General features: G+C 53.3%; 30 protein-coding genes and 2 tRNA genes. 23 read left to right on the forward strand and 9 right to left on the reverse strand.

The features are described from left to right. The coding region (locus tag COO59_RS15905; protein ID WP_476738906.1) for a flagellin N-terminal helical domain-containing protein at positions 1-244 on the reverse strand (244 nt) is incomplete at its 3' end. Positions 245-498: 254 nt separating this feature from the next. On the opposite strand from COO59_RS15905, the gene fliD reads away from it, so the two are divergent. The 3 genes from fliD to fliT are packed head-to-tail and all read left to right on the forward strand — an operon-like array spanning position 499 to position 2,685. Beyond that, positions 499-1,902, forward strand: coding sequence for a flagellar filament capping protein FliD (gene fliD, locus COO59_RS15910; RefSeq protein WP_103060745.1), 1,404 nt, complete (start codon positions 499-501; stop codon positions 1,900-1,902). Positions 1,903-1,915: 13 nt separating this feature from the next. Beyond that, on the forward strand, positions 1,916-2,323 hold the full coding sequence (gene fliS, locus COO59_RS15915; protein ID WP_103060746.1) for a flagellar export chaperone FliS: 408 nt from the start codon (positions 1,916-1,918) through the stop codon (positions 2,321-2,323). A gap of 2 nt (positions 2,324-2,325) precedes the next feature. Then, positions 2,326-2,685 (forward strand): flagella biosynthesis regulatory protein FliT, encoded by a 360-nt coding sequence (gene fliT, locus COO59_RS15920; protein ID WP_103060747.1) that lies wholly within the window; start codon positions 2,326-2,328, stop codon positions 2,683-2,685. Between the two features lie 61 nt (positions 2,686-2,746). Here the strand turns inward: fliT and yedD are convergent, their stop codons facing one another. Continuing rightward, a complete protein-coding gene (yedD, locus tag COO59_RS15925; RefSeq protein ID WP_103060748.1) occupies positions 2,747-3,226 on the reverse strand; it encodes a lipoprotein YedD in 480 nt (159 codons plus the stop codon). A gap of 222 nt (positions 3,227-3,448) precedes the next feature. Here yedD and COO59_RS15930 point away from each other — a divergent pair, with 222 nt between their 5' ends. Beyond that, entirely contained in the window at positions 3,449-3,772 is a 324-nt protein-coding gene (locus COO59_RS15930) for a DUF6388 family protein (RefSeq protein ID WP_103060749.1), read from the forward strand. Positions 3,773-3,973: 201 nt separating this feature from the next. Here COO59_RS15930 and iraP read toward each other — a convergent pair whose 3' ends face one another. Next, positions 3,974-4,255 carry an anti-adapter protein IraP gene (gene iraP, locus COO59_RS15935; RefSeq protein WP_103060750.1) on the reverse strand — a complete coding sequence of 94 codons (282 nt, stop codon included), beginning with the start codon at positions 4,253-4,255 and terminating at the stop codon, positions 3,974-3,976. 188 nt (positions 4,256-4,443) lie between these two features. Here iraP and COO59_RS15940 point away from each other — a divergent pair, with 188 nt between their 5' ends. Continuing rightward, on the forward strand, positions 4,444-4,683 hold the full coding sequence (locus COO59_RS15940) for a DinI-like family protein (protein WP_038625468.1): 240 nt from the start codon (positions 4,444-4,446) through the stop codon (positions 4,681-4,683). A gap of 47 nt (positions 4,684-4,730) precedes the next feature. Here COO59_RS15940 and COO59_RS20955 read toward each other — a convergent pair whose 3' ends face one another. The 5 genes from COO59_RS20955 to COO59_RS15955 form a co-directional block, all read right to left on the reverse strand. Further along, positions 4,731-4,880: a hypothetical protein gene (locus COO59_RS20955; protein WP_165786530.1), complete on the reverse strand. Its 150-nt coding sequence runs from the start codon at positions 4,878-4,880 to the stop codon at positions 4,731-4,733. A gap of 394 nt (positions 4,881-5,274) precedes the next feature. Next, entirely contained in the window at positions 5,275-5,487 is a 213-nt protein-coding gene (gene cspE, locus COO59_RS15945) for a transcription antiterminator/RNA stability regulator CspE (RefSeq protein ID WP_103060751.1), read from the reverse strand. 376 nt (positions 5,488-5,863) lie between these two features. After that, positions 5,864-6,016 carry a hypothetical protein gene (locus tag COO59_RS20960; protein ID WP_165786531.1) on the reverse strand — a complete coding sequence of 51 codons (153 nt, stop codon included), beginning with the start codon at positions 6,014-6,016 and terminating at the stop codon, positions 5,864-5,866. A gap of 512 nt (positions 6,017-6,528) precedes the next feature. Then, on the reverse strand, positions 6,529-6,825 hold the full coding sequence (locus COO59_RS15950) for a hypothetical protein (RefSeq protein ID WP_103060752.1): 297 nt from the start codon (positions 6,823-6,825) through the stop codon (positions 6,529-6,531). A gap of 99 nt (positions 6,826-6,924) precedes the next feature. After that, entirely contained in the window at positions 6,925-7,341 is a 417-nt protein-coding gene (locus COO59_RS15955; protein ID WP_133158612.1) for a gas vesicle protein, read from the reverse strand. Positions 7,342-7,588: 247 nt separating this feature from the next. Here COO59_RS15955 and COO59_RS15960 point away from each other — a divergent pair. The 3 genes from COO59_RS15960 (at position 7,589) to COO59_RS15970 (ending at position 8,076) form a co-directional block, all read left to right on the forward strand. Further along, positions 7,589-7,664, forward strand: a tRNA-Lys gene (locus COO59_RS15960). Between the two features lies 1 nt (position 7,665). Further along, a tRNA-Gly gene (locus COO59_RS15965) sits at positions 7,666-7,739 on the forward strand. A 127-nt stretch (positions 7,740-7,866) separates the two neighbouring features. Then, the gene (locus COO59_RS15970) at positions 7,867-8,076 is read left to right on the forward strand and encodes a hypothetical protein (RefSeq protein WP_103060754.1); all 210 of its coding nucleotides are present in this window, start codon (positions 7,867-7,869) and stop codon (positions 8,074-8,076) included. 316 nt (positions 8,077-8,392) lie between these two features. Here the strand turns inward: COO59_RS15970 and fliE are convergent, their stop codons facing one another. Next, complete coding sequence (fliE, locus tag COO59_RS15975) at positions 8,393-8,704, reverse strand: flagellar hook-basal body complex protein FliE (protein ID WP_103060755.1); 312 nt, start codon at positions 8,702-8,704, stop codon at positions 8,393-8,395. 235 nt (positions 8,705-8,939) lie between these two features. Here fliE and fliF point away from each other — a divergent pair, with 235 nt between their 5' ends. From fliF to COO59_RS16050, 15 genes are all read left to right on the forward strand, one after another. Continuing rightward, positions 8,940-10,649: a flagellar basal-body MS-ring/collar protein FliF gene (gene fliF, locus COO59_RS15980; RefSeq protein ID WP_409371634.1), complete on the forward strand. Its 1,710-nt coding sequence runs from the start codon at positions 8,940-8,942 to the stop codon at positions 10,647-10,649. Further along, entirely contained in the window at positions 10,646-11,638 is a 993-nt protein-coding gene (gene fliG, locus COO59_RS15985) for a flagellar motor switch protein FliG (RefSeq protein WP_103060757.1), read from the forward strand. Before fliF ends, fliG begins: the two co-directional genes overlap by 4 nt. Continuing rightward, positions 11,631-12,338, forward strand: a complete 708-nt coding sequence (gene fliH / locus COO59_RS15990) for a flagellar assembly protein FliH (RefSeq protein WP_103060758.1) — start codon at positions 11,631-11,633, stop codon at positions 12,336-12,338. The genes fliG and fliH overlap by 8 nt, the downstream gene beginning before the upstream one ends. Continuing rightward, complete coding sequence (fliI, locus tag COO59_RS15995; RefSeq protein ID WP_103060759.1) at positions 12,338-13,699, forward strand: flagellar protein export ATPase FliI; 1,362 nt, start codon at positions 12,338-12,340, stop codon at positions 13,697-13,699. Before fliH ends, fliI begins: the two co-directional genes overlap by 1 nt. 45 nt (positions 13,700-13,744) lie before the next feature. Further along, positions 13,745-14,194: a flagellar export protein FliJ gene (fliJ, locus tag COO59_RS16000; RefSeq protein WP_103060760.1), complete on the forward strand. Its 450-nt coding sequence runs from the start codon at positions 13,745-13,747 to the stop codon at positions 14,192-14,194. After that, positions 14,187-15,428: a flagellar hook-length control protein FliK gene (locus COO59_RS16005; protein ID WP_103060761.1), complete on the forward strand. Its 1,242-nt coding sequence runs from the start codon at positions 14,187-14,189 to the stop codon at positions 15,426-15,428. The genes fliJ and COO59_RS16005 overlap by 8 nt, the downstream gene beginning before the upstream one ends. A gap of 132 nt (positions 15,429-15,560) precedes the next feature. Beyond that, positions 15,561-16,043: a flagellar basal body-associated protein FliL gene (fliL, locus tag COO59_RS16010; protein ID WP_103060762.1), complete on the forward strand. Its 483-nt coding sequence runs from the start codon at positions 15,561-15,563 to the stop codon at positions 16,041-16,043. Positions 16,044-16,047: 4 nt separating this feature from the next. Next, positions 16,048-17,055 (forward strand): flagellar motor switch protein FliM, encoded by a 1,008-nt coding sequence (fliM, locus tag COO59_RS16015; protein WP_103060763.1) that lies wholly within the window; start codon positions 16,048-16,050, stop codon positions 17,053-17,055. Continuing rightward, complete coding sequence (gene fliN / locus COO59_RS16020) at positions 17,048-17,458, forward strand: flagellar motor switch protein FliN (protein ID WP_103060764.1); 411 nt, start codon at positions 17,048-17,050, stop codon at positions 17,456-17,458. The genes fliM and fliN overlap by 8 nt, the downstream gene beginning before the upstream one ends. Positions 17,459-17,460: 2 nt before the next feature. Beyond that, positions 17,461-17,865 (forward strand): flagellar biosynthetic protein FliO, encoded by a 405-nt coding sequence (gene fliO / locus COO59_RS16025; RefSeq protein ID WP_103060765.1) that lies wholly within the window; start codon positions 17,461-17,463, stop codon positions 17,863-17,865. Then, entirely contained in the window at positions 17,865-18,596 is a 732-nt protein-coding gene (gene fliP / locus COO59_RS16030) for a flagellar type III secretion system pore protein FliP (RefSeq protein WP_103060841.1), read from the forward strand. The genes fliO and fliP overlap by 1 nt, the downstream gene beginning before the upstream one ends. Positions 18,597-18,610: 14 nt before the next feature. Further along, the gene (gene fliQ, locus COO59_RS16035; RefSeq protein WP_103060766.1) at positions 18,611-18,880 is read left to right on the forward strand and encodes a flagellar biosynthesis protein FliQ; all 270 of its coding nucleotides are present in this window, start codon (positions 18,611-18,613) and stop codon (positions 18,878-18,880) included. A gap of 42 nt (positions 18,881-18,922) precedes the next feature. Beyond that, the gene (gene fliR, locus COO59_RS16040; protein ID WP_103060767.1) at positions 18,923-19,708 is read left to right on the forward strand and encodes a flagellar biosynthetic protein FliR; all 786 of its coding nucleotides are present in this window, start codon (positions 18,923-18,925) and stop codon (positions 19,706-19,708) included. A 648-nt stretch (positions 19,709-20,356) separates the two neighbouring features. Then, the gene (gene rcsA / locus COO59_RS16045; protein ID WP_103060768.1) at positions 20,357-20,992 is read left to right on the forward strand and encodes a transcriptional regulator RcsA; all 636 of its coding nucleotides are present in this window, start codon (positions 20,357-20,359) and stop codon (positions 20,990-20,992) included. 144 nt (positions 20,993-21,136) lie between these two features. Beyond that, positions 21,137-22,837, forward strand: coding sequence for a methyl-accepting chemotaxis protein (locus tag COO59_RS16050; RefSeq protein WP_103060769.1), 1,701 nt, complete (start codon positions 21,137-21,139; stop codon positions 22,835-22,837). The last annotated feature ends 51 nt before the right edge of the window (positions 22,838-22,888 follow it).

A 22,888-nucleotide genomic window follows, 5' to 3' on the forward strand; every position in this document is an offset into this window, starting at 1 on the left:
TCAGCGCGCCTTCAGCGGTCTGCGCCAGGGAGATACCGTCGTTGGCGTTACGTGCTGCCACGCCAAGGCCGTTGATGTTAGAAGTGAAGCGGTTAGCGATTGCCTGACCTGCTGCGTCATCTTTTGCGCTGTTGATACGCAGGCCAGAAGACAGGCGCTCAATCGCGGTGCCCAGAGAAGACTGAGATTTGCTCAGGTTGTTCTGAGTAGTCAGCGACAGAGTGTTAGTATTAATAACTGCCATGATGGTTTTCCTTTAAAAATGGGTTCAGATTCAGGCATCTGTTATACGGCTTCATCACCGTCAACCTCATTATCGTCAGCCCTAAAACAACCTTTAGAAAATTTTCGCCAAAAATTAGCAAAACGTTAAAAGCCGGAACTGCAATAAAGAAGGGCGCGTTATCTGCCCATTGATTTTTTTCTTTGAGGCTAATCTTTTCTCTGCTGCTGCCGATACCCTCACCCAGTGATAGTCAACGAACGAAGGATTACAACATGGCAAGTGTTAGCTCTCTCGGTGCAGGTACCAGTCTCGATCTGCAAACGTTGTATGACAGCCTTGAGTCATCAGAACAAACACGCCTGACGCCGATTACCACGCAGCAGACTTCCTATAAGGCTAAGCTGACCGCCTGGGGTATCGTGCAAACATCGCTGGAAAAATTGCAGACGGCAGCCGATACGCTGAAAGACACGTCTAAAATTGCCTCAACCAAAGTGAGCAGCACCAATACCGCATTTAGCGCGACGCTGGCTAACGACGCGTCGGCAGGCAGCTATTCGGTGGAAGTGAGTCAGCTCGCCCAGGCGCAGTCGCTGCTTTCTAAATCCGCACCCAGCAAAGATTCGGATTTAGGCGACAGCTCGCTGGCCTCACGCACCATTACCATCACGCAAAGCGGTCAGGACACGCCGATGACCGTGACGCTGACGCAGGATCAAAGCAGCCTGTCGGATATTCGCGACGCGATTAACAAGCAGCAGGGTAGCGTTACCGCCAGTATTATTAAGTCTGACGACGATACCTATTACCTGTCGTTGACCTCGCGTGATACCGGCACCGCTAATGAAATGACGGTAACCACCGACGATAGCTCGCTGGCGCAGTACATTAGCTATGATAAAACTTCAGCAACCAACGGCATGAGCCAGCAGGTTGCCGCCGCCGATGCCGAGTTGACGATTAACGGCGTAGCGATTACGCGCAGCAGCAATACCATTACCGATGCGCCGGAAGGCGTGACCCTGGCACTGACGAAAACTAACGTCGGCAGCCCGGAAACCCTGACGGTACAAAAAGACAATCAGCCGATGGTTGACGCGGTGCAGGCTTATGTTGACGCCTATAACTCGCTGCAGACCACCATCGCTAACCAGACCAAATATACCACGGTCGATCAGGGCAGCGACGCTCAGAGTACCAGCAACGGCGATCTGCTGGGTGACGGCACGCTGCGTAATATTCAAACGCGCCTGCGTTCAATGCTGTCCACTTCGCAGTCCGGCGGCGACTATTCGCTGCTGTCGCAGATCGGCGTAACGCAGGATGTTGACGGCAAGCTGACGGTAGACAGCGATAAGCTGAATACGGCGTTAGATGAAAAATCGGCCAGCGTGGTGACCTTTCTGTCAGGTGACGGCAAGACTACCGGCTTCGCGACGCAGGCCAGCAACCTGCTTGAGTCGATGCTGGCTTCAGACGGTTCGGTACAACAAGCCGAAGACGGTATTAATACCACGCTGAAGCGTCTGTCCGATCAGTACGATCAGGTGAACGATCAGATCACCGCGACCATGGCGCGCTATAAAACACAATTTACCAGCTTAAGTACCTTAGTTTCATCGATGACGCAGACCGGGAACTATCTGACCCAACAGTTCGATGCGATGAATAGCTAATCAGAGGAATAAAATGTACGCAAAATCGGGAATCCAGGCCTACGCCCAGGTTGGCGTTGAAAGTGCCGTGATGAGCGCCACTCCGCATCAATTGGTGGTTCTGCTGTTTGATGGCGCGCTAAGCGCCATGAAAAAAGCGGCCATTTTGATGGAACAGGGCGACATTCCCGGCAAAGGTCAGGCGCTATCTAAAGCCATCAATATTATCACTAACGGCCTGCGCGCCGGCCTGAATCACGAGGCTGGCGGCGAGATTGCAGCGAATCTTGACGGTTTGTATGACTACATGACGCGCCGTCTGCTGCATGCCAACCTGCATAATGACCCTGAGGCTATTGCAGAAGTGGAAAGATTGTTGACTAATATTGCCGATGCCTGGAAAGAGATCGGTCCGAACGCGCATGCTACTCAGGACGCCTGATTATGTCAGCTAACATTGATTTGCTTCGCCGTTATCAGCAACTGCTGATGCTCAGTAATACCATGTTGTCGCTGGCGAAACAGAGCCAATGGGATGAGCTGATCGGTCATGAAATGAGTTATATCCAGGCGGTCGAAAGCGTGACACAGGCGGTGGCTGACACGACTCTGTCCGCCGCGCTACAAACGCAGATTCGTCCGCTGCTCACCCAGCTGCTGGAGAATGAAAACCTGATTAAAGATCTGCTTGTCCGCCGGATGGATGAGCTGCGCATGCTGGTTAATCAGGGCAATCAACAAAAGAACGTTACCTCTGCCTACGGACGTTTTTCCGGCAACGTGCTTTTTCCGACAGATAGCTAACCCCGCAGCCGGAGCAACAGAGCACGAGAAGATGACACGCGCCCGCGCGTCATCGCCTCTTTTACGGCTGGCTTTCGGCAGGCTGCGGCGCAAAAACGGCGCGCATATTTTGCGGTTCGATGTTCCGGATAACCGCCGCATCTGGCTGAAGCGCCACCTGCTCCAGCGCCTGTTGGCATTCGATAGTCGGCTGATCCATTTTCTTCAGCGTCAGCTTGTCGTAGCGCAATTCGTTGCCATCCAGTTCCAGCGGCATAACGCGCAACTGCTTATTAACGTTAACGTACTCTCCGTTCAGCAGCGTCAGCTTACCCGGCTTAGCGATGACCCGCTGCCACTGACGACAATCCAGCGTATCTCCCTCGGCAGTAATAATCAGGCTTCCCAGCGCCCGATCGCTAATCAGCCCGTGCTGCGGCCCGGTAGTTTGCCAGTAGCCTTGCAGATTGGCCGGTGCGGGAGTTTTTACCGCCTGCTGGTATTGATTAATCTGCGTACAGCCCGTCAGCGCCAGCGCGCCCAACAGCATCCACTTTTTCATTCTGGCTCCCTAACCTTCGTTTGATGGCGGCTACGTTATAATTTTTCCCCCCGTCAGCGCAAGAAACTTGCGCGCCAGAGTGGCGAATGCGTGCGCCTGGCGGCCGCTTTTTCACGGACTTGGCCAGCACTGAATAACTTTGCGGCGGTTAAACGGCTACGTCCTGACAGCTGCGCCGCGTCAGGTTACACTTAAGGCTGGCTTTATTTACAGGTTACTTCCATGAAAACGCCTCAAGAGTATTATGCTATCGCCCGTTCAATGTTTTTGTCGGCCCATCCTGACTTTCAGGCAGCCCTTGATGGCCTGACGCAGGAAGAAGCGGACGGTTTTAAAATGCCGCTGGCGCAATATCGCAGTATGCAGGCGGATCGGTTGTACGCCTCGTTTCTGCGCGCTAAAAATCAGGATGCTATTCTGTTTTCCATTCAGCTGGCAGAACCCAATAAAGAAGTGGCGATGCAGGCGATAGAGGCTTATCTACAAGAACATGCGGCGGCGCTGGGGATGACGTGGGAAGAATTTTGTCGGAAAAACGATCTGTAGCCGCCTGAGAGCGGTTTTTATTAACAAGTGAGTTATCGCTTTAACCAGTCGCGTTGGAACCGGATAAAGTTGTACAAATTTATTAATTTTGTATAACTTATTTGGTGTGACCACTGTCACAACACACCTTGAACGAATGGTGCCTTGCACTGCCTCTGGAAGTGTCGCTGGATTTTCACCTCCAGAGGTAACTTTTCACTGTTACTCCGCCGTCTTATCGATATAGTGCGTTACCGCCAGCAGCCGGTTAATGTGCGTCAAAAGCAAATCAATATCGGACTGAATCACATCGGGCGTGGCTCGCGAAGCCGCCAGTATGGCGTTATTAACATTCTTTTCAATGCTGTCTGACCCTTCTTTCCCGGCTGTTAACAGTAGCGCGGCAATCAGTAAAGACTGCGCTTCTACCTGCGCGGTAATTTCTTTGGCTTCTACATCCATTTTTGCCAGCTTCATCAAAATATCGATGACAAGGTGTTTCATGATAATCCCCTGTTACTTTTGCGCCGAAACTAGCATGCGAACGCGCTGAGTTGTATAAGACAAAACGTAAAGCTGACGGAATAATAATTTTCTTAGAGTGAAAGGCTAAAAATGCATTTGATACTGTTTGCATATCCAGTATGATAGCTGGCGCTTCGAGCGGTGCGGAATCAAGAGGATTGCTACCCATGTTTGTTGAACTAATTTATGACAAGCGCAACGTTGCCGGGTTGCCTGGCGCGCACGAACTTATTCTGGAAGAGCTGCAAAAACGGATCCATCGCACCTTCCCGGATGCAGAAGTGAAAGCCAAAGCCATGCAGCGTAACGCCATTGAAAGCGACGCCAGCAAAAGCGATAAATCAATTATTATCCGCATCGTTGAAGAGATGTTTGATGAAGCGGATATGTGGCTGGTGGCGGAGTAATCCGACGCCAGATCAAGAAACCGCCCGTTGGGGCGGTTTTTTTTGGGCTAAATAACCGTGCTGGGATCCTGATCGTTGTCATCGTCATCTTCCAACGGATCGGCATCATCATCATCGTCGTCAACGATTTCGTCCGGCGTTTGCGGTACGGGCTCATCATCTTCCAGCGGATCGATTACATCAGGACGCTCTGACATGTTAACCTCCAGTAACCCGACAGGGGCTTAATAAGTGTAGGCGAGCGCCGCAGATAACCGGGCAACAAATTTTTCTCCTGTTGGCCCGGTCACAGTTAAGACTGTTACCGGCGGCTTTCTTACCGTGGTCCAGGTTAGTTTGCGCCCTTCCATCCTGCTTGTTTAATGGCCCTATCCATGTGGATGCGGTTCTGGTTTACCAGATCACCGATTTTCAGACGTAAAAAAGGCCCACCGAAGTGAGCCTTTCTATTCAAAATGCGAACTGAATATCAGCCGCTTTTGAAAGTTTGCGCCGGTCATCAGACCGTAGCCTTTGCCTTTATCATGGTGCCTCACTGCTCAGGTTAAAACCTTCATCGCTATTGCAAGGCTTGATGCAGGCTACAGAGCCTTACAGCGCAACAACGTTAGTTGCTGACGGACCTTTAGCACCGTTCTCAATAGAGAACTGCACTTTCTGGCCTTCATCAAGGGTTTTGAAATCGTTGCTCTGGATTGCAGAGAAATGTACGAATACATCTTTGCTGCCGTCTTCCGGAGAAATGAAGCCGAAACCTTTCTCAGCGTTGAACCATTTTACTAAACCAGTCATTTTGTTAGACATAGATACTTCCTTCTTAATTGGGGAGCCAGCTATCGTGGCATACAAGGTCTGTATTGCAGAGAATACTTACTGGGCACTTAGGAAGAGGCTCACGAAGAAGGGTATCTAAGATAACGCTTTAAATGAGGACTGCTTTACTAAAACTGCTTTCATAAGGTCTGTCTTTCAAACCGATGCGCTATTTACTCATGGAACCTAATTGAGCGCAAGCGTTATTTTAAATTGTTTTACTCAGGAAGGAAAAAATTAAAAGCACAGCGCTTTTTTTGCGCTAAATGCCTTGCTGCGTAAAGAAACGTATAGAAAAAAATACTCCCGCCTCGCTTTATTTTTATAAGATCCTCTGCTACGCCATTAAACAGAAACGGCGCGCCCTTTAATCCCGCTGCGCTTTAATGCTAAACCAGGCCGATGCGCCTGCCAGAATTAACAACATCAGCCCATAAGCCATGCCGCCCGCCATAAAACGCAGAATAGCGCCAGCTAAAAACGCGACGGCTAAGATGGCAAAAAGTATACGTTTGTTCATCCCCGCTCCTCCGTAGTCTCTTACCTGTTGAAGATTAGCAGAACCTCGGCGGACTAAAATAAAAAAAGCTAGCAGGAAACTTCTGAAAAAAATGAAAAACTAACCTCTGAATATCGGATATTCGCTAATATTATTTTTCATCAGTAAGCGTATATCAGCAAATATCCTGTCTGAAAAATTTATTTTCCGGCACCACATCCAAAAATCAATCACGCTGTACGGCTTTACATGCAAAAAGATACCGCTATTTATTTAAATAAACGTTTCGCTGGAACGCAGGCGCCTGGCCTGCCGGGAACCCGATGCAGAAGTTAATGCTGCCAGCCTGGTTAACGCAGGTCTGTTTTCCCGGATAATCGGGTTGCGCCTGGATAACCGTACAACGTCTAATGCCCTTATTGCCTGAACGGAAGCAGCCGGGTTTTAATTAGTATGAACCGAAGCAGCCAGGATTTAATCGGGAGCAACTTTAATATCGGCGTGACTTAACGTCCTCACCGAAGCGGGTTAATTTAAGCATTGTGTTCTTTTCGCCACGCCGAAATCATTTCCTGAGTAATCTCATTTTTATAGCAGACAGGCGCATAGCCACCCTCTTTGCTCCAGGCGCTACGCCTGCCGCAATGGCTGCCATTTCTTGCCGTGTTAAAGGGACAGGCGCATGTTCCCGGATACGCCTCAATCGATTCATCAATGACTTTTTGTTTTACCTGGTCATCAGAAAGGCGAGAAGCCTTAGCCAGAACAACGTTTGAAGACAAAACGCTGACGGCTAAAAAACCTGTGACCAGCAACTTTTTAATAAACATAGCCGCTCTCCTCATGCCAACGGCTCAGGTAAGGCCGAAACGAGCATCCTGTTCCCAGTAAAAAACCGCCCGCAGGCGGTTTGATAAAACGAGAGCGAATTAAGAGACGTTACCCACAATGTGACCGTCTATCTCTTCAATTTTTAGCCGTAACAGGGCATTTTGCATTTCGTCAAACTCCCCGGTGCCGGATTTAATCTTCACATCTTTCATATGGATAAAGTTTGCCGGGATAGACTCGCTTTCTGACACAGGAGTGTAAACGTCATCAGCGACCCGCGAAAAATGTTGCGCTAAATTTTCACCGACATCCCCGACAAGCGCTAAGTTTTCAGCCAGGGTTGAATAATATTCTTTACCTGAGATCATTAAACCGCTGATCACGGTGCCTTTCAGAAACAGGGTAATACCAAAAGATCCGCCAACCGCGTTCACGATATTAGTGAGATAAACCAAATCCATGTCACGCATCTTGCTTGCCACGACATTTTTAACTTCTCCGCCTTCAGACATCATATCCCCCTTGCCATAATAAAGGTGCTACAGTTCCGATAAGAATATCTTTAGCGTAGTAGACTCTGCATTATGTGTCTGCCATCGTTGAGTATGCCAGGGCCGTAACATGGCGATGTGTCATCTATTGATGTCGGGGCTGGCATTGACCGCCTGCGATAAATTAGCCCCGTCCAGCACGAACTTTTTGGTGTTCGCTTGATATGTCTCAATACTCTTGTTATACCATGTGCCAGGATATTTCCCGCCTGGGTCGTTAGCTCAGCTGGTAGAGCAGTTGACTCTTAATCAATTGGTCGCAGGTTCGAACCCTGCACGACCCACCAGGCGGCCATCGTATAATGGCATTACCTCAGCTTCCCAAGCTGATGACGCGGGTTCGATTCCCGCTGGCCGCTCCACTCTTCCTTTATCCTGTCATCAGAACTACCGCAGTCAGCAGATTTAGGTGATTACTTCAGGGCGAGCGTGCAGCCCTACAGGCGGATCGCGCGGCAGCGCCCCGGTTTATCAGAAGGAGGATAAGCAGTGAAGAAGACAATTTACCTGCCTCAATTCGATAAAAAAGCTGAGGCTGAGATTTTTGGAAAAAAGATTACCGTTCGATACGAAGGTAATGAAAGCTTTCCACGAAACCTTAAAGTTAAAGAACAGTTTTACGTTGTTATTGATGGCGAAGAAAAGGTTATGGTTCTGACAAGAAACGCCATTGGCTCATGGCACTTTTCATTGCTATAGCAATCCATCGTATTCAACCAGCCTCGCCCTGAACTCCCCCCCAAAGTTGCATCCTCAACTCAATAAGGTGCGGTTCAATGAGCAGAACAAAATATTCCCTCGAATTACGCGTCGCGGTTGCCGGAGCGAATCACAGCTATGTGGCCACACAGATGGGATTCGCTAACGCAGCGAGGTTTTATCAGCTTTACGGACGTGCATAGCAGTAAACAGTCCTGAGCAGGTTAGCTTTCACAAATCGAAGCTTAACGAATTGGCTCTGCATATGCTCTACAGGGGAACGGCTGGTTATTTTAATTATTAATAAATTATCCCACTACACCTGCATATTCATAATTTCCTGATAAGCCGACACCAGCTTATTACGCACCTGAACGCCCATCTGCATGGAAACCGATGACTTCTGCAGATCGATCATCACGTCGTTCAGCGCGATTCCCGGTTTGCCCAGCGTAAAATCCTGCGCCTGCACGCGGGCGTGATTCTGCGTTTCACTAATTTTATCCAGCGCCGCTTTCATCTGTGCGGAAAAATCCACCTGCGCCGCGCTGTCGGTGTTCTTGTTACTTGCCTGCAGCGAACCAAGCTGCAGCTGCTGGATCACGCTTTCTATCCCCTGGATTGCCATGTTAACCCTCGTTGTTATTGGCGGTTCGTTTAATTCACGCAAACAAACTTAACACAAAGTCAATAGGACAAAGGGCGTAAATGACAGCAAAAAACGTGGCTTTTTGACCCATCGAAATTTACGAACAGGAAAATAATGGCACCCATTGAAGTGGAACTTTTCTAAGCCGCATCAGGGAGTCAGTTTTGTCACCACTTAACACACAGTCCGGTCAACTGTCAGGCAGGAAATGGTCATGAATGCAACCGCAACTCAGGAAACAGCAAATAAGAAAGGCTTAAATGACCTTGTTGCTCGCCTGCGCGCCAATCCGCGGATCCCGCTGATAATCGCAGCCGCCGCCGCTACTGCCATCATTGTCGCGATGGTACTGTGGGCGAAAGCACCGGATTATAGCGTCCTTTATAATAACCTCTCAGATGAGGATGGCGGCGCGATCGTAACGCAGCTGACTCAAATGAATATCCCCTACCGCTTCGAAGAGAAAGGCGGCGCGCTGATGGTGCCGGCAGAAAAGGTGCACGAGCTGCGCCTGCGTCTCGCTCAGCAGGGCCTGCCGAAAGGCGGCGCCGTCGGTTTTGAACTGCTGGATAAAGAAAAGTTCGGTATCAGCCAGTTCAGCGAGCAGGTTAACTACCAGCGCGCGCTGGAAGGCGAACTGTCACGCACCATTGAGACGCTCGGCCCGGTAAAAAGCGCCCGCGTCCATCTGGCGATGCCTAAACCTACGCTGTTCGTTCGCGAACAAAAGTCCCCTTCCGCCTCCGTCACGCTGAATCTGCAGCCGGGACGCGCGCTGGATGAAGGTCAGATTAGCGCCATCGTACATATGGTTTCCAGCAGCGTGGCCGGTCTTCCGCCGGGCAACGTAACGGTGGTCGATCAAAGCGGTCGTCTGCTGACCCGCTCCGACGCGGCCGGTCGCGATCTGAACGATGCCCAGCTGAAATATACCACCGAAGTGGAAAGCCGTTATCAGCAGCGTATCGAAGCCATCCTTGGGCCAATCGTGGGCAGCGGCAACGTGCATGCTCAGGTCACCGCCCAGATCGATTTCGATGCGCGTGAACAGACGGAAGAGCAGTACAAACCAAATACCGATCCGGCCAATGCCGCTATCCGCTCTCGTCAGAGCAGCAACAACGAGCAGATTGGCGGTCAGTATCCTGGCGGCGTACCGGGTGCGCTCTCTAACCAGCCTGCGCCGGCTAACAGCGCGCCGATCGAAACGCCTAAAGCGAATGCGAATCCGACGGCGGGCAATAATAACGGCGCGGCGGCCAGCACCACGGCCAGCACTAACGCTGCGCGTTCGGCGCCGTCCAATACGCATCATGATGAAACGACCAACTATGAGCTGGATCGTACCATTCGTCATACCAAACTGAACGTGGGCAGCGTGAAGCGCCTGTCGGTTGCCGTAGTGGTGAACTATCGCGCCGATGCTAAAGGCAAAGCGATTGCGCTGGATGAGAAACAGCTGAAGCAGATTGAAGATCTGACGCGTGAAGCGATGGGCTACTCCGGCGATCGTGGCGATAGCATAAACGTGGTGAACTCGCAGTTTACCCAGAGTGATGAGACCGGTGGCGATCTCCCGTTCTGGCAGCAGCAGTCCTTCTTCGATCAGATGATGAACGCCGGACGCTGGTTACTGGTTGCGCTGGTTGCCTTCATCCTCTACCGCAAGCTGGTTCGTCCACAGCTGCTGCGTAAGCAGGAGATGACCAGGCTGGCGCTTGAACAGGCCGCAGCCCAGGCGCAGCAGCGCCAGGAAGAAGAAGCCTTCTCTGTTTCGCTCAGCAAAGACGAGCTGGAGCAGGAACGTAAATCTAAACATCGCGTGAGCGCCGAAGTGATGAGCCAGCGCATCCGCGATATGTCTGAAAACGATCCGCGCGTTGTGGCGCTGGTAATCCGCCAATGGATGAGTAACGAACTATGAGTCTGACCGGTACTGAAAAAAGCGCCGTCCTGCTGATGACGATTGGTGAAGACCGCGCGGCTGAAGTGTTCAAGCACCTCAGCACGCGGGAAGTGCAGCACCTGAGTGCGGCCATGGCCAATATGCGCCAGGTTTCTCACCAGCAGCTGGCCGACGTGCTACGTGAGTTTGAGGTGGATGCCGAGCAGTTCGCGGCGCTGAGCCTGAACTCCAATGAATATCTGCGTTCGGTACTGGTTAAGGCGCTGGGCGAAGAGCGCGCCGCGACGCTGCTGGAAGACATTCTGGAAACGCGCGAAACCACCACCGGTATGGAAACGCTCAACTTTATGGAGCCGCAGGCGGCTGCCGATCTGATCCGCGACGAACATCCGCAGATTATCGCCACCATCCTGGTCCATCTGAAGCGTTCACAGGCGGCGGATATTTTGGCCCAGTTCGACGATCGTCTGCGTCACGACGTGATGCTGCGTATCGCCACCTTCGGCGGCGTGCAGCCAGCGGCGCTGGCGGAGCTGACCGAAGTACTCAACTCGTTGCTGGATGGTCAGAACCTCAAGCGCGCGAAGATGGGCGGCGTAAGAACCGCGGCGGAAATCATCAACCTGATGAAAACGCAGCAGGAAGAAGCGGTTATGGATGCGGTACGCGAGTTCGATGGCGAACTGGCGCAGAAAATTATCGACGAAATGTTCCTGTTCGAAAACCTGGTGGATGTGGACGACCGCAGCATCCAGCGCCTGCTGCAGGAAGTGGAATCTGAATCGCTGTTGGTGGCACTGAAAGGCGCCGATCAGCCGCTGCGCGAGAAGTTCCTCAAGAATATGTCGCAGCGTGCTGCCGATATTCTGCGCGACGACCTCGCCAACCGCGGCCCGGTACGTATGTCGCTGGTAGAAAACGAACAGAAAGCGATCCTGCTTATCGTTCGTCGCCTGGCGGAAAGCGGCGAAATGGTGATTGGCGGCGGCGAGGAAACTTATGTCTGATGCCTTTTCTTCCCGTCCGTGGCAGCGCTGGCAGCCTGACGATTTAACGCGCTTTGACCCGCCCGCCGCCGAGCTGCAGGCCGAGCCCGAGTTCACCTTCGACGTTAGCGAAGAAAGCGAAGCGCTTTCGTCGCAGTCGCAGCTGGAGCAGATCCAGATCCAGGCGCGCCTTGACGCTCATGCGCAAGGCTACGCCGAAGGTCAGCAGAAAGGCTTTAATGAAGGAAAACAGGCGGGCTTTGATGCCGGTTTTCAGCAGGGGCTGGCGGAAGCTCAGCAGCAGCAGGCGCCGGTTCAGGCGCGTATGCAGCAGCTGGTCACCGAATTTCAGCACACGCTGGAAGCGCTGGACAGCGTGATCGCCTCGCGCCTGCTGCAGCTGGCGCTGGAGGCGGCGCGTCAGGTTATCGGCCAGGCGACGGCGGTCGACGGCTCTGCCCTGCTGCGTCAAATTCAGCAGATGATCCAGCAGGAACCGATGTTCAGCGGCAAGCCGCAGCTGCGGGTTCATCCTGACGATCTGCAACGCGTTGAACAGACGCTTGGCCCTACGCTTGACCTGCACGGCTGGCGCCTGCTGGCTGACAGCTCGCTGCATCCGGGCGGCTGCAAACTGAGCGCGGAAGATGGCGATCTGGACGCCAGCGTGGCGACGCGCTGGTATGAATTATGCCGCCTGGCGGCGCCGGGAGAACTGTAATGACAACCCGTCTTTCACGCTGGCTGGGTTCACTGGATGCGTTTGAAAAACGCATGGCGGACGTGCCTGAAGTGCGCCGCTACGGTCGCCTGACGCGCGCTACCGGTCTGGTGCTGGAGGCGACCGGCCTCCAGCTGCCGCTGGGCGCGACCTGCGTTATTGAACGCCACGACGGTAAGCAGATTGCTGAAGTCGAAAGCGAAGTGGTCGGCTTCAACGGTCAGAAACTCTTTTTGATGCCGCTGGAAGAGGTGGAAGGCATTCTGCCCGGCGCGCGCGTATTTGCCCGCGGCAACGGCGACAGCGCTCAGAGCGGCAAACAGCTGATGCTGGGCCCGCAGCTGCTGGGCCGCGTGTTGGACGGCAGCGGTCGTCCGCTGGACGGCCTGCCCGCCCCGGAAACCGGCTACCGCGCGCCGCTGATTACTCCGCCCTTTAACCCGCTGCAGCGTACGCCGATTACCGACGTGCTGGATACCGGCGTCCGCGCGATTAACGCGCTGCTGACGGTAGGCCGCGGTCAGCGTATGGGGCTGTTTGCCGGCTCCGGCGTGGGGAAATCCGTGCTGCTCGGCATGATGGCGCGCTACACCAAAGCCGACGTGATCGTGGTCGGGCTGATTGGTGAACGTGGCCGTGAAGTAAAAGATTTTATTGAAAATATTCTTGGCGCCGAGGGACGCGCGCGCTCGGTAGTGATTGCCGCACCGGCGGATGTTTCTCCGCTGCTGCGTATGCAGGGCGCGGCCTACGCCACGCGCATCGCCGAAGACTTCCGCGATCGCGGCCAGCATGTACTGCTGATCATGGATTCATTAACGCGCTATGCGATGGCGCAGCGTGAAATTGCGTTGGCGATCGGCGAGCCGCCGGCGACCAAAGGCTATCCGCCTTCGGTTTTCGCCAAGCTGCCCGCGCTGGTGGAACGCGCCGGTAACGGCATCGACGGCGGCGGTTCGATTACCGCCTTCTATACCGTATTAACCGAAGGTGACGATCAGCAGGACCCGATTGCCGACTCCGCCCGCGCCATTCTTGACGGCCACGTAGTGCTGTCGCGGCGGCTGGCGGAGGCGGGTCACTATCCGGCCATCGATATTGAAGCCTCGATCAGTCGAGCGATGACCGCGCTGATCGATGAAACGCACTACGCGCGCGTGCGCCAGTTTAAGCAGCTGCTCTCCAGCTATCAGCGCAACCGCGATCTGATTAGCGTCGGCGCCTATGCGGCCGGGAGCGATCCGATGCTGGATAAGGCGATTAAGCTGTGGCCAATGCTGGAATCCTTTTTGCAACAGGGCATCTTCGAGCAGAGCCGCTATGACGATGCCTGCCTGCATCTACAGGCAATTTTTGGTTGATGTCGCCGGGCCGCGGCCCGACGCGAGAAATGAGGTCACCTGACGATGGCTAAACCCAACAGTGCGATGGAAACCCTGCGCGACCTGGCGCAGAAAGAGGTGGAAGACGCGGCGATCCGGCTGGGTACGATGCGTCGCGCCCAGCAGCAGGCGGACGAGCAGCTGAATATGCTGCTTAACTATCAGGATGAATACCGCCATAAGCTGAACAACAACATGTCGTCCGGCATCGCCAGTTCGCGCTGGACTAACTATCACCAGTTTATTCAGACGCTGGAAAAAGCCATCGAACAGCATCGTCACCAGCTGGCGCAGTGTACGCAAAAAGTCGAACAGGCGCTCAACGTCTGGCGCAACAAACAGCAGCGGCTGCACGCCTGGGAAACGCTTCAGGCTCGTTCGCAGGCCAGTGAACTATTACAGGAAAACCGTCTCGATCAGAAACGGATGGATGAGTATGCCCAGCGGGCATCTTTGAGGAAGGCTAATGATTAAGTTGCCAACATCAGTCAATACCGTCAGCGTCGAGAGCGGCGCCGATCTTACCAGCGGCGACGGCGCGGCTTCCGGCCAGCTGCCGGACACGTTTCTGTCGCTGCTCGGCAATCGCCTGCTGACGCTGGCGAAACAGGGCGATGAGAAAGCCGCGCCGGTCGCCGACGCACAGGAAACGCTGACGGAAAAAAAACCGGCGGCCGGGCTAAGCCAGCTGCTGAGCGCGCTGCAAAAGCCGGATGCGATTAATGCGCTGCTGACGCCGGAAAAGGCTAAAGAGAACCTTAAGCTCGTCGATGATAAAGATGAGCTGAAACAGGACAGTTTAAGCGCTGCCGATCAGCAATCTTTACAGGCGCTGTTCGCCATGCTGCCGCAAACGCCGCTGGTACAACAGGCCGCTAAAAGTAATGAAGTGAAACTGGACGGCGAGAGCCTCAGCCCCCTGAGCACGCAGAGCGGAAACCTGAAGGCCACGCTGGCGACATTGACCGCGCAGCAGCCCGCCGCTGCGGATCAGGCGGATGCCGGTGCGGATAAGGCCAGCCTGACCGGCGGTATGCCGTTGACTACCGCCGCGACGACAGCCGGCAGCGAGGAAAAATCCCCGCTTTCCAGCTTCCAGAGCCTGATGAACGACACGCGTCAGGAGGAAGGTAAAGATAATAAAGAGAGCCTGCCGACGCATACGCTGAGCGCGCTGTCAGCCGTAATGAACAACGCCACCGCCGCTGCCGCTGCGCCCACCGCGTCGGCCACGGCGATGACGCCAGCGACCTCGCAGATTAATGCGCAGCTGGGCAGCCCGGAATGGCAGCAGGCGGTAAGCCAGCAGGTGCTGATGTTCAGCCGCAACGGACAGCAGAACGCCGAGCTGCATCTGCACCCGGATGATTTAGGCGCGATCCAGATCAGCCTGAAGCTGGATGACGATCAGGCGCAGCTGAATATGGTGTCAAACCACAGCCAGGTGCGCGCCGCGCTGGAGGCCGCTTTGCCTCATCTGCGTACCGCGCTGGCGGAGAACGGCATCAACCTGGCCCAGAGCAACGTCAGCAGCGATGCTTTCCCGCAGAGCCAGAGTTTTGGTAACCAGCAGGAGTCGCGTCGCGACCAGCCGCAGGGCGGTTTTTCGCTGGCAACCGGTAGTGAAGATGACGTTACCCCGTTGACCGTTCCCGCCGCCTTGCAGGCGCGCGCGGCGGGCAGTAGCGCAGTAGATACATTCGCCTGACGGTGACAAACGCCAAAGGTAAAAGCAAAAGGCGCGTCTTTTCCCCCCATTGATCGGCGAGAGACGCGCGATAATCACTTCCGGCTCGCCACTATGGCCTGCCCCAGATAATTCACAGGGTATTTCTGCAAAATGTCTGATAACGCGAAAGCTAAAGGCCGCAAACGTTCCATCCTGATTCCGGTGTTACTGGTTGTAACGCTGGCCGCTTGTAGCGTGGCAGGCTATCTAGTGTGGCGAACAATGAATAAAACCGACGGACACCAGGAAGCCGCGAAAGTGGAACCACCTGCCGCACCGGTCTTTTTTGCTCTTGATACATTTACGGTTAACCTGGTCAATGCGGATAACGATCCCGATCGCGTGCTGTACGTAGGTTTTACCCTGCGTCTGCCGGATGAGGCGACGCGTCTTCGCATGAACGACTATCTGCCTGAAGTTCGTAGCCGACTGCTGCTGCTGCTCTCACGCCAGGATTCATTGAAGCTGGCATCGGAACAGGGTAAGCAGGCGCTGATCGAACAGATCAAGCAGTCGCTGGCGCCGCCGCTGGTTAAAGGTCAACCTCCGCAGGTCGTAAACGATGTTCTGTTTACCGCCTTCATATTGAGGTGAGTTAATGGGCGATAGCATTCTTTCACAGGCTGAGATTGACGCGCTTCTCAATGGCGACAGTGAAAGCGCGGAAGATGATAAGAATAAAAGTACCGGCGATGACACTATTCGCCCGTACGATCCTAATACCCAGCGTCGCGTGGTGCGCGAGCGCCTGCAGGCGCTGGAAATTATCAACGAGCGTTTTGCGCGCCAGTTCCGTATGGGACTGTTTAATCTGTTGCGTCGTAGTCCGGATATTAGCGTTGGGGCGATTAAAATTCAGCCGTACCATGAATTTGCCCGCAACCTGCCGGTGCCGACCAACCTGAACCTGATCCACCTGAAGCCGCTGCGCGGCACAGCGCTGTTCGTTTTCTCGCCCAGCCTGGTATTTATCGCGGTGGATAACCTGTTCGGCGGCGATGGTCGCTTCCCTACCAAGGTTGAGGGACGCGAATTTACCCATACGGAACAGCGCGTAATCCGCCGCATGCTGAAGCTGGCGCTGGAAGGCTACAGCGATGCATGGAAAGCGATTTATCCGCTGGAAGTTGAATATGTGCGTTCGGAGATGCAGGTAAAATTTACCAATATCACCACGTCGCCGAACGATATTGTGGTTACCACGCCGTTTCAGGTGGAGATCGGCAACCTGACAGGGGAATTTAATATTTGTATCCCCTTCAGCATGATCGAGCCGCTGCGCGAACTGCTGGTTAACCCGCCGCTGGAAAACTCGCGGCAGGAAGATAAACACTGGCGCGACACGCTGGTGAAGCAGGTGCAGCACTCCGAGCTGGAGCTGATTGCTAACTTTGCCGACGTTTCTCTGCGTTTGTCACGCATCCTGCAGCTGAAGCCCGGCGATGTATTACCGATTGAAAAACCGGATCGCATTATCGCTCACGTTGATGGCGTTCCGGTATTAACCAGCCAATATGGCACCCTGAATGGACAATACGCGCTGCGTGTAGAACACTTAATTAATCCGATATTGAATTCGCTGAATGAGGAACAGCCCGATGAGTGACAGCAAAAAAACGTCCGATGACAGTATCTCTGCGGACGATCTGTGGGCGGAGGCGATGAATGAACAAGCCTCGACCGACAGCGCGTCATCCACCGAGAGCGTGTTCAAATCACTGGACAGCAAAGATCTCGGCGGATCGCTGCAGGATATCGATCTGATTATGGATATTCCGGTCAAGCTCACCGTTGAACTGGGCCGCACCAAGATGACTATCAAAGAGCTGCTGCGCCTGTCGCAGGGTTCGGTGGTGGCGCTGGAAGGCCTTGCCGGTGAGCCGCTGGATATTCTGATCAACGGTTACCTGATTGCTCAGGGTGAAGTGGTGGTGGTGAATGATAAGTATGGCGTACGTATCACCGACATTATCACGCCGTCTGAACGTATGCGCCGTTTGAGCCGCTAATAATGAACAACAGCACCCAGCAGGCAACGACTCATCAGGCTCCACAGCCCGCCTTTTCTACCGGATCGGCGTTAACGCAGGTCAGCAGCGTACTGGCAGGGATCGTGTTACTGATCCTCGCCTGCGCCTGGCTGGCCCGGCGTCTTGGCTTTACGCCGAAGCGCCTTGGCGGCCCGCAGGCGTTGAAAATCAGCGCCAGCGTACAGGTTGGCCAGCGCGAGCGTGTGGTGATTGTCGAGGTGGAAGATGCGCGCCTGGTGCTGGGCGTGACCGCGCAGCAGATTACCCATCTGCATACGCTGCCGCCAAAAGATCCCGAACAACAGGATGCGCCGCCCGTACAGGCGGCACCTGACTTCCGTCAGATTTTACAGACGTTAGTGAAACGTCCCGGAAAACCACAATGATTCGTCGTCTGCTTCCCCTTCTGCCGCTGCTGTTGTTAACGCCGGAGGTGCATGCTCAATTGCCTGGCCTGGTCACTCAGCCGCTGCCGAACGGCGGTCAGAGTTGGTCTTTGCCGGTGCAGACGCTGGTTTTTATTACCTCGCTGACCTTTTTGCCGGCCATTTTGCTGATGATGACCAGCTTTACGCGCATCATTATCGTTTTCGGCCTGCTGCGCAACGCGCTGGGTACGCCTTCCGCACCGCCGAACCAGGTGCTGCTGGGCCTGTCGCTGTTCCTGACTTTTTTTATCATGGCGCCGGTATTCGATAAGATTTATCAGGATGCCTATCTGCCGTTCAGTCAGGACAAAATTTCGATGGAAGTGGCGATGGACAAAGGCGCGCAGCCGCTGCGTGAGTTTATGCTGCGTCAGACGCGCGAAGCGGATCTCGCTCTGTTTGCCCGTCTGGCGAATACCGCGCCGATCGCCGGGCCGGAAGCGGTGCCGATGCGCATCCTGCTGCCGGCCTACGTCACCAGCGAGCTGAAAACCGCTTTTCAGATTGGCTTTACGGTGTTCATTCCTTTTTTGATTATCGATCTGGTCATTGCCAGCGTGCTGATGGCGCTGGGGATGATGATGGTACCGCCGGCAACGATTGCCCTGCCATTTAAGCTGATGTTATTTGTGTTGGTGGATGGCTGGCAGCTGCTGGTCGGATCGCTGGCGCAGAGCTTTTATTCCTGATACCCGGAGCAATCATGACCCCAGAATCGGTAATGGTCCTTGGCCACGACGCAATGAAAATCGCCCTGATGGTGGCGGCCCCGCTGTTGCTGGCCGCGCTGGTCAGCGGCCTGTTTATCAGCCTGCTGCAGGCGGCGACTCAGGTCAATGAGCAGACGCTCTCCTTTATTCCCAAAATTTTGGCCGTGGCCGCTACCGTGGTGGTGGCCGGTCCGTGGATGCTGAACCTGCTGCTGGACTATATCCGCACGCTGTTCACCAACCTGCCCTATATGATCGGCTAACCGCCCCGCTCTTCTCCGTCCGACCTTTAAGAGACCGCACCTATGTTAACGCTGGACAGCAACCAACTGATGCTCTGGGTCGGCCAGTTTTTCTGGCCGCTGGTGCGTTTGCTGGCTTTGTTCAGTACTGCGCCTATTTTCAGTGAACGCGCCGTGAGTAAAAAGGTCAAAATTGGTCTGGCGGTGATGATTACCTGGATTATGGCGCCGCAGCTGCCGCCAACCACGGTAACGCTGTTTTCCGTTGGCGGTTTTTGGCTGTTGATCCAGCAGATACTGATCGGCATTGCCTTAGGCTTCACCATGCAGTTCGCTTTTGCCGCGGTGCGTATGGCGGGTGAACTTATCGGATTACAGATGGGGCTTTCTTTTGCGACCTTCTTCGATCCTGGCAGCCGACTGAATATGCCGGTGCTGGCCCGCTTCCTGGATATGCTGGCGATGCTGCTGTTTTTAACCTTCAACGGACACCTGTGGTTAATTTCGCTGCTGGCAGACAGTTTTCATACTTTACCTATTGGTGGTGATCCACTTAACGCGAATGCATTCCTGGCGCTTGCCAAAGCAGGAGGATTAATCTTCCTTAACGGTATGCGACTGGCGTTACCGCTTATCATTTTATTACTCACGATTAACCTGGCCCTGGGTTTGTTAAACCGTGTTGCACCTCAGCTATCAGTTTTTGCCATTGGCTTTCCTGTAACCTTATCGATCGGAATTTTAACAATTAGTATACTTATGCCCCTTCTCGCCCCCTTTTGCGAGCATCTGTTTAGTGAAGTCTTTGATTTACTTTCTGACATACTTTCAGAAATGCCGCAAAACTAATCTCCAACATCTCTTAAGTCGCCGCTTATGAATACTTAAGAAACCACTATGTTTCTGCGTACTTTTCGAACCATTTTTATCAGAATTTCACTAAGGAAAATCTGATAAATAGCGCCAAACGATGAAAATTATTCGCATAAAATCCCGCTTCGCGTATTTTAAAACGGACTTCGCAACGAGTTTTATGTCAGGTCAGCCCTGGGCAAAATACGCAAACTGATGTTTTCGAAAGAAAAAATTTTTCTGCGTTTTTTTCTTGTCTAAAAGGAATTTTTACGGCATTGTCTCGACTCCCGAGTTTGTTACACATTCGCGAAACAAATCATTTTAAGATTTGTCCTATCAGGATTATCTGAGTTGTACGCGATAGTGGAAACGTTCTCAAAAGTTGCGTCAGACGCTGGCCACGGTAATTTGTCATTGCGACAGGGGCCGTTCGCGTTCTGCTGCGCTTAAAGGCAGTCATTTATGCTGCCCTGCGCAAAATCTGCTGTAGATACAAGGAAGAAAGATGACCTCGGCAAGGCTCCGTTTCGGATTCAGCACAGCTGAGTAAAATTACAAGATTGTTAATAGAAATCTTTCCCGTACCGCAAACGCGTATTCATCGTTGATTTAACGGATAACAAATTGGTGAGGGTCGCTATCATGCCAACGATTATTATGGATTCATGCAGCTACACACGTCTGGGATTAATGGATTACATGGCTACAAAAGGGATCAAGAAGAAAAATATCTCATCCGTTAACGATATTGAGCAACTACACATTAAGTGCCAGCAGCTAAAACCTGGCGTTGTCTTTATTAACGAAGAATGCTTCATTCATGAAGCTGATTCCAGCGAACGTATTCGCAATATTATTCTACAGCATCCTGATACGTTATTTTTTATCTTTATGGCGATTGCTAATATCCATTTTGAGGAATATCTCTACGTTCGTAAGAACCTGATTATTACGTCAAAATCGGTAAAGTCCGCCACGTTGGATAAACTATTAAGCAGTTATTTACAGAAAAAGGTTAGCGCTAACACACGTATTTCCTCTGGCATTGATGTAAATCCTTTAACGCTCAGCCAGACCGAATCAAATATGCTTAAAATGTGGATGTCCGGGCACGATACCATTCAGATCTCTGACAAGATGCAAATTAAAGCCAAGACGGTTTCATCTCACAAAGGCAATATTAAGCGTAAAATTAAGACCCATAATAAACAGGTCATTTATCATGTGGTGCGCCTGACGGACAACGTAACGTCCGGTATCTATGTGAATGTAAGATAAACATGATGGCCGGCTTTTGCCGGCCATCATGCTTTCGCGTTTTGCGACGCGCCTCTCATTTATCCCGCTAAGCCTTTTGCCGGGGTTGCCGATGCTTATGACAGATTTAACATCGCCAACCTTACCTACAGAGAGCAAAAGGATATGAAGACCACTTCCCCTGATGAAGACCAAAAACGGATCAGCTTTTGGCAACATCTGCGTTTGGTTCCCCTGTTTACCACAATTTTTACCGGTATTCTGGTGCTGTTTGCCCTGTGTATTGGGCTTTCCGGCTGGTTTTTATTGCAAAGCAACCGTTCGCTGGACGAGGCGACGCAGGAAATCCAGATTCGTATGAATTTATCCAACAGTGCTAACAATCTGCGCACCGCCAGGCTGTTGGTTATTCACGCCGGCGCTGCGGCGCGCATCGGCGAAATGGATGAGTTCCGCTCTATTCTGAGCACGGTAGAGCAGCGTCTCGGTCAGGCACAGCAATTCTTTGATTCCTATACTCATCGTCCCCATAAAAGCGCAGCCGACAGCGCGCTTGATGCGCCGCTAAAAGAGCGCTTTGACGCCTATCTTAATCAGGGAGTGCTACCAATGGTGAAATCGGCCAGGCAAGGCAGCTTTGAAGGCGTGATTGCTCAGGAAACCGACGTAACCCGTAAGCTTGACGATCAATATAACGAGGTGCTGCTAAAAGCGATTAAGATCCGCACCGCGCGCGCCGAAGCGATTAATCACGAGGCCAAAGCGCAGTCGCATCTCGGCTTTATAATTATGGGCGTGGCGTTCGCCGTGGCGCTGGTGCTGACGCTGATGACCTTTATCTTTTTGCGCCGCATAGTGATTAATCCGCTGCATCAGGCGGGTGAACGCATCGCGCGTATCGCCGCAGGCGATCTCACCGCCCCGCTCCGCAGCTGGGGCCGCAGCGAAATCGGCATGCTGGGCGCTAATTTACAGGCGATGCAGCAGGCGCTGGTGCAAACCGTCGGCGTAGTGCGTGAAGGAGCCGTGGCTATTTATCAGGGTTCCGGTGAAATCTCTGCCGGCAATACCGATCTTTCCTCACGTACCGAACAGCAGGCCTCAGCGCTTGAGCAGACGGCAGCCAGCATGGAGCAGCTGACGGCCACGGTGAAACAGAACGCCGATAACGCCCATCATGCCAGCCAGCTGGCCGCCGATGCTTCCGGCAAAGCGCGCGAAGGCGGCGATATTGTTAGCGGCGTGATTAATACCATGAACAATATCTCCGGCAGCTCGAAGAAAATTGCTGAGATCACCACCATGATCAACAGTATCGCCTTCCAGACTAATATCCTGGCGCTGAACGCGGCGGTTGAGGCGGCGCGTGCCGGTGAACAGGGTCGTGGATTTGCGGTAGTTGCCAGCGAAGTACGTAATCTGGCGCAGCGCAGCGCCCAGGCAGCAAAAGAGATTGACGGCCTGATCGCCGAATCGGTGCAGCTGATTGGTCAGGGTTCTGTGCAGGTCAGCCATGCCGGATCCACCATGAGCGATATTGTCGAGGCGGTGCGGCGCGTTACCGATATTATGGCGGAAATTGCCGCCGCGTCCGATGAGCAAAGCCGTGGTATCCAGCAGGTCAGCCAGGCGGTAACCGAGATGGATAATGTTACCCAGCAAAACGCCGCGCTGGTAGAAGAAGCCTCATCGGCGGCCGTCTCGCTGGAAGAACAGGCCGCACGCCTGACGAAAGCCGTGGCCGCCTTCCGCCTGTCGCAGCAGGAAACCAGCGCTCCGGTTAAGGTGACGCCGGTTGCGCCGGCGGCAGTAAAACTGCGCCCGGCGCTGGCGCAGGCCGCCGACGATAACTGGGAAAAGTTTTAATCATACCGGCCTTGCCGTTAACTGACTGGCCGCAGAACGTAAAAACCCATC

This window comes from Mixta theicola (genome assembly GCF_002895925.1).
GTDB lineage: Bacteria > Pseudomonadota > Gammaproteobacteria > Enterobacterales > Enterobacteriaceae > Mixta > Mixta theicola.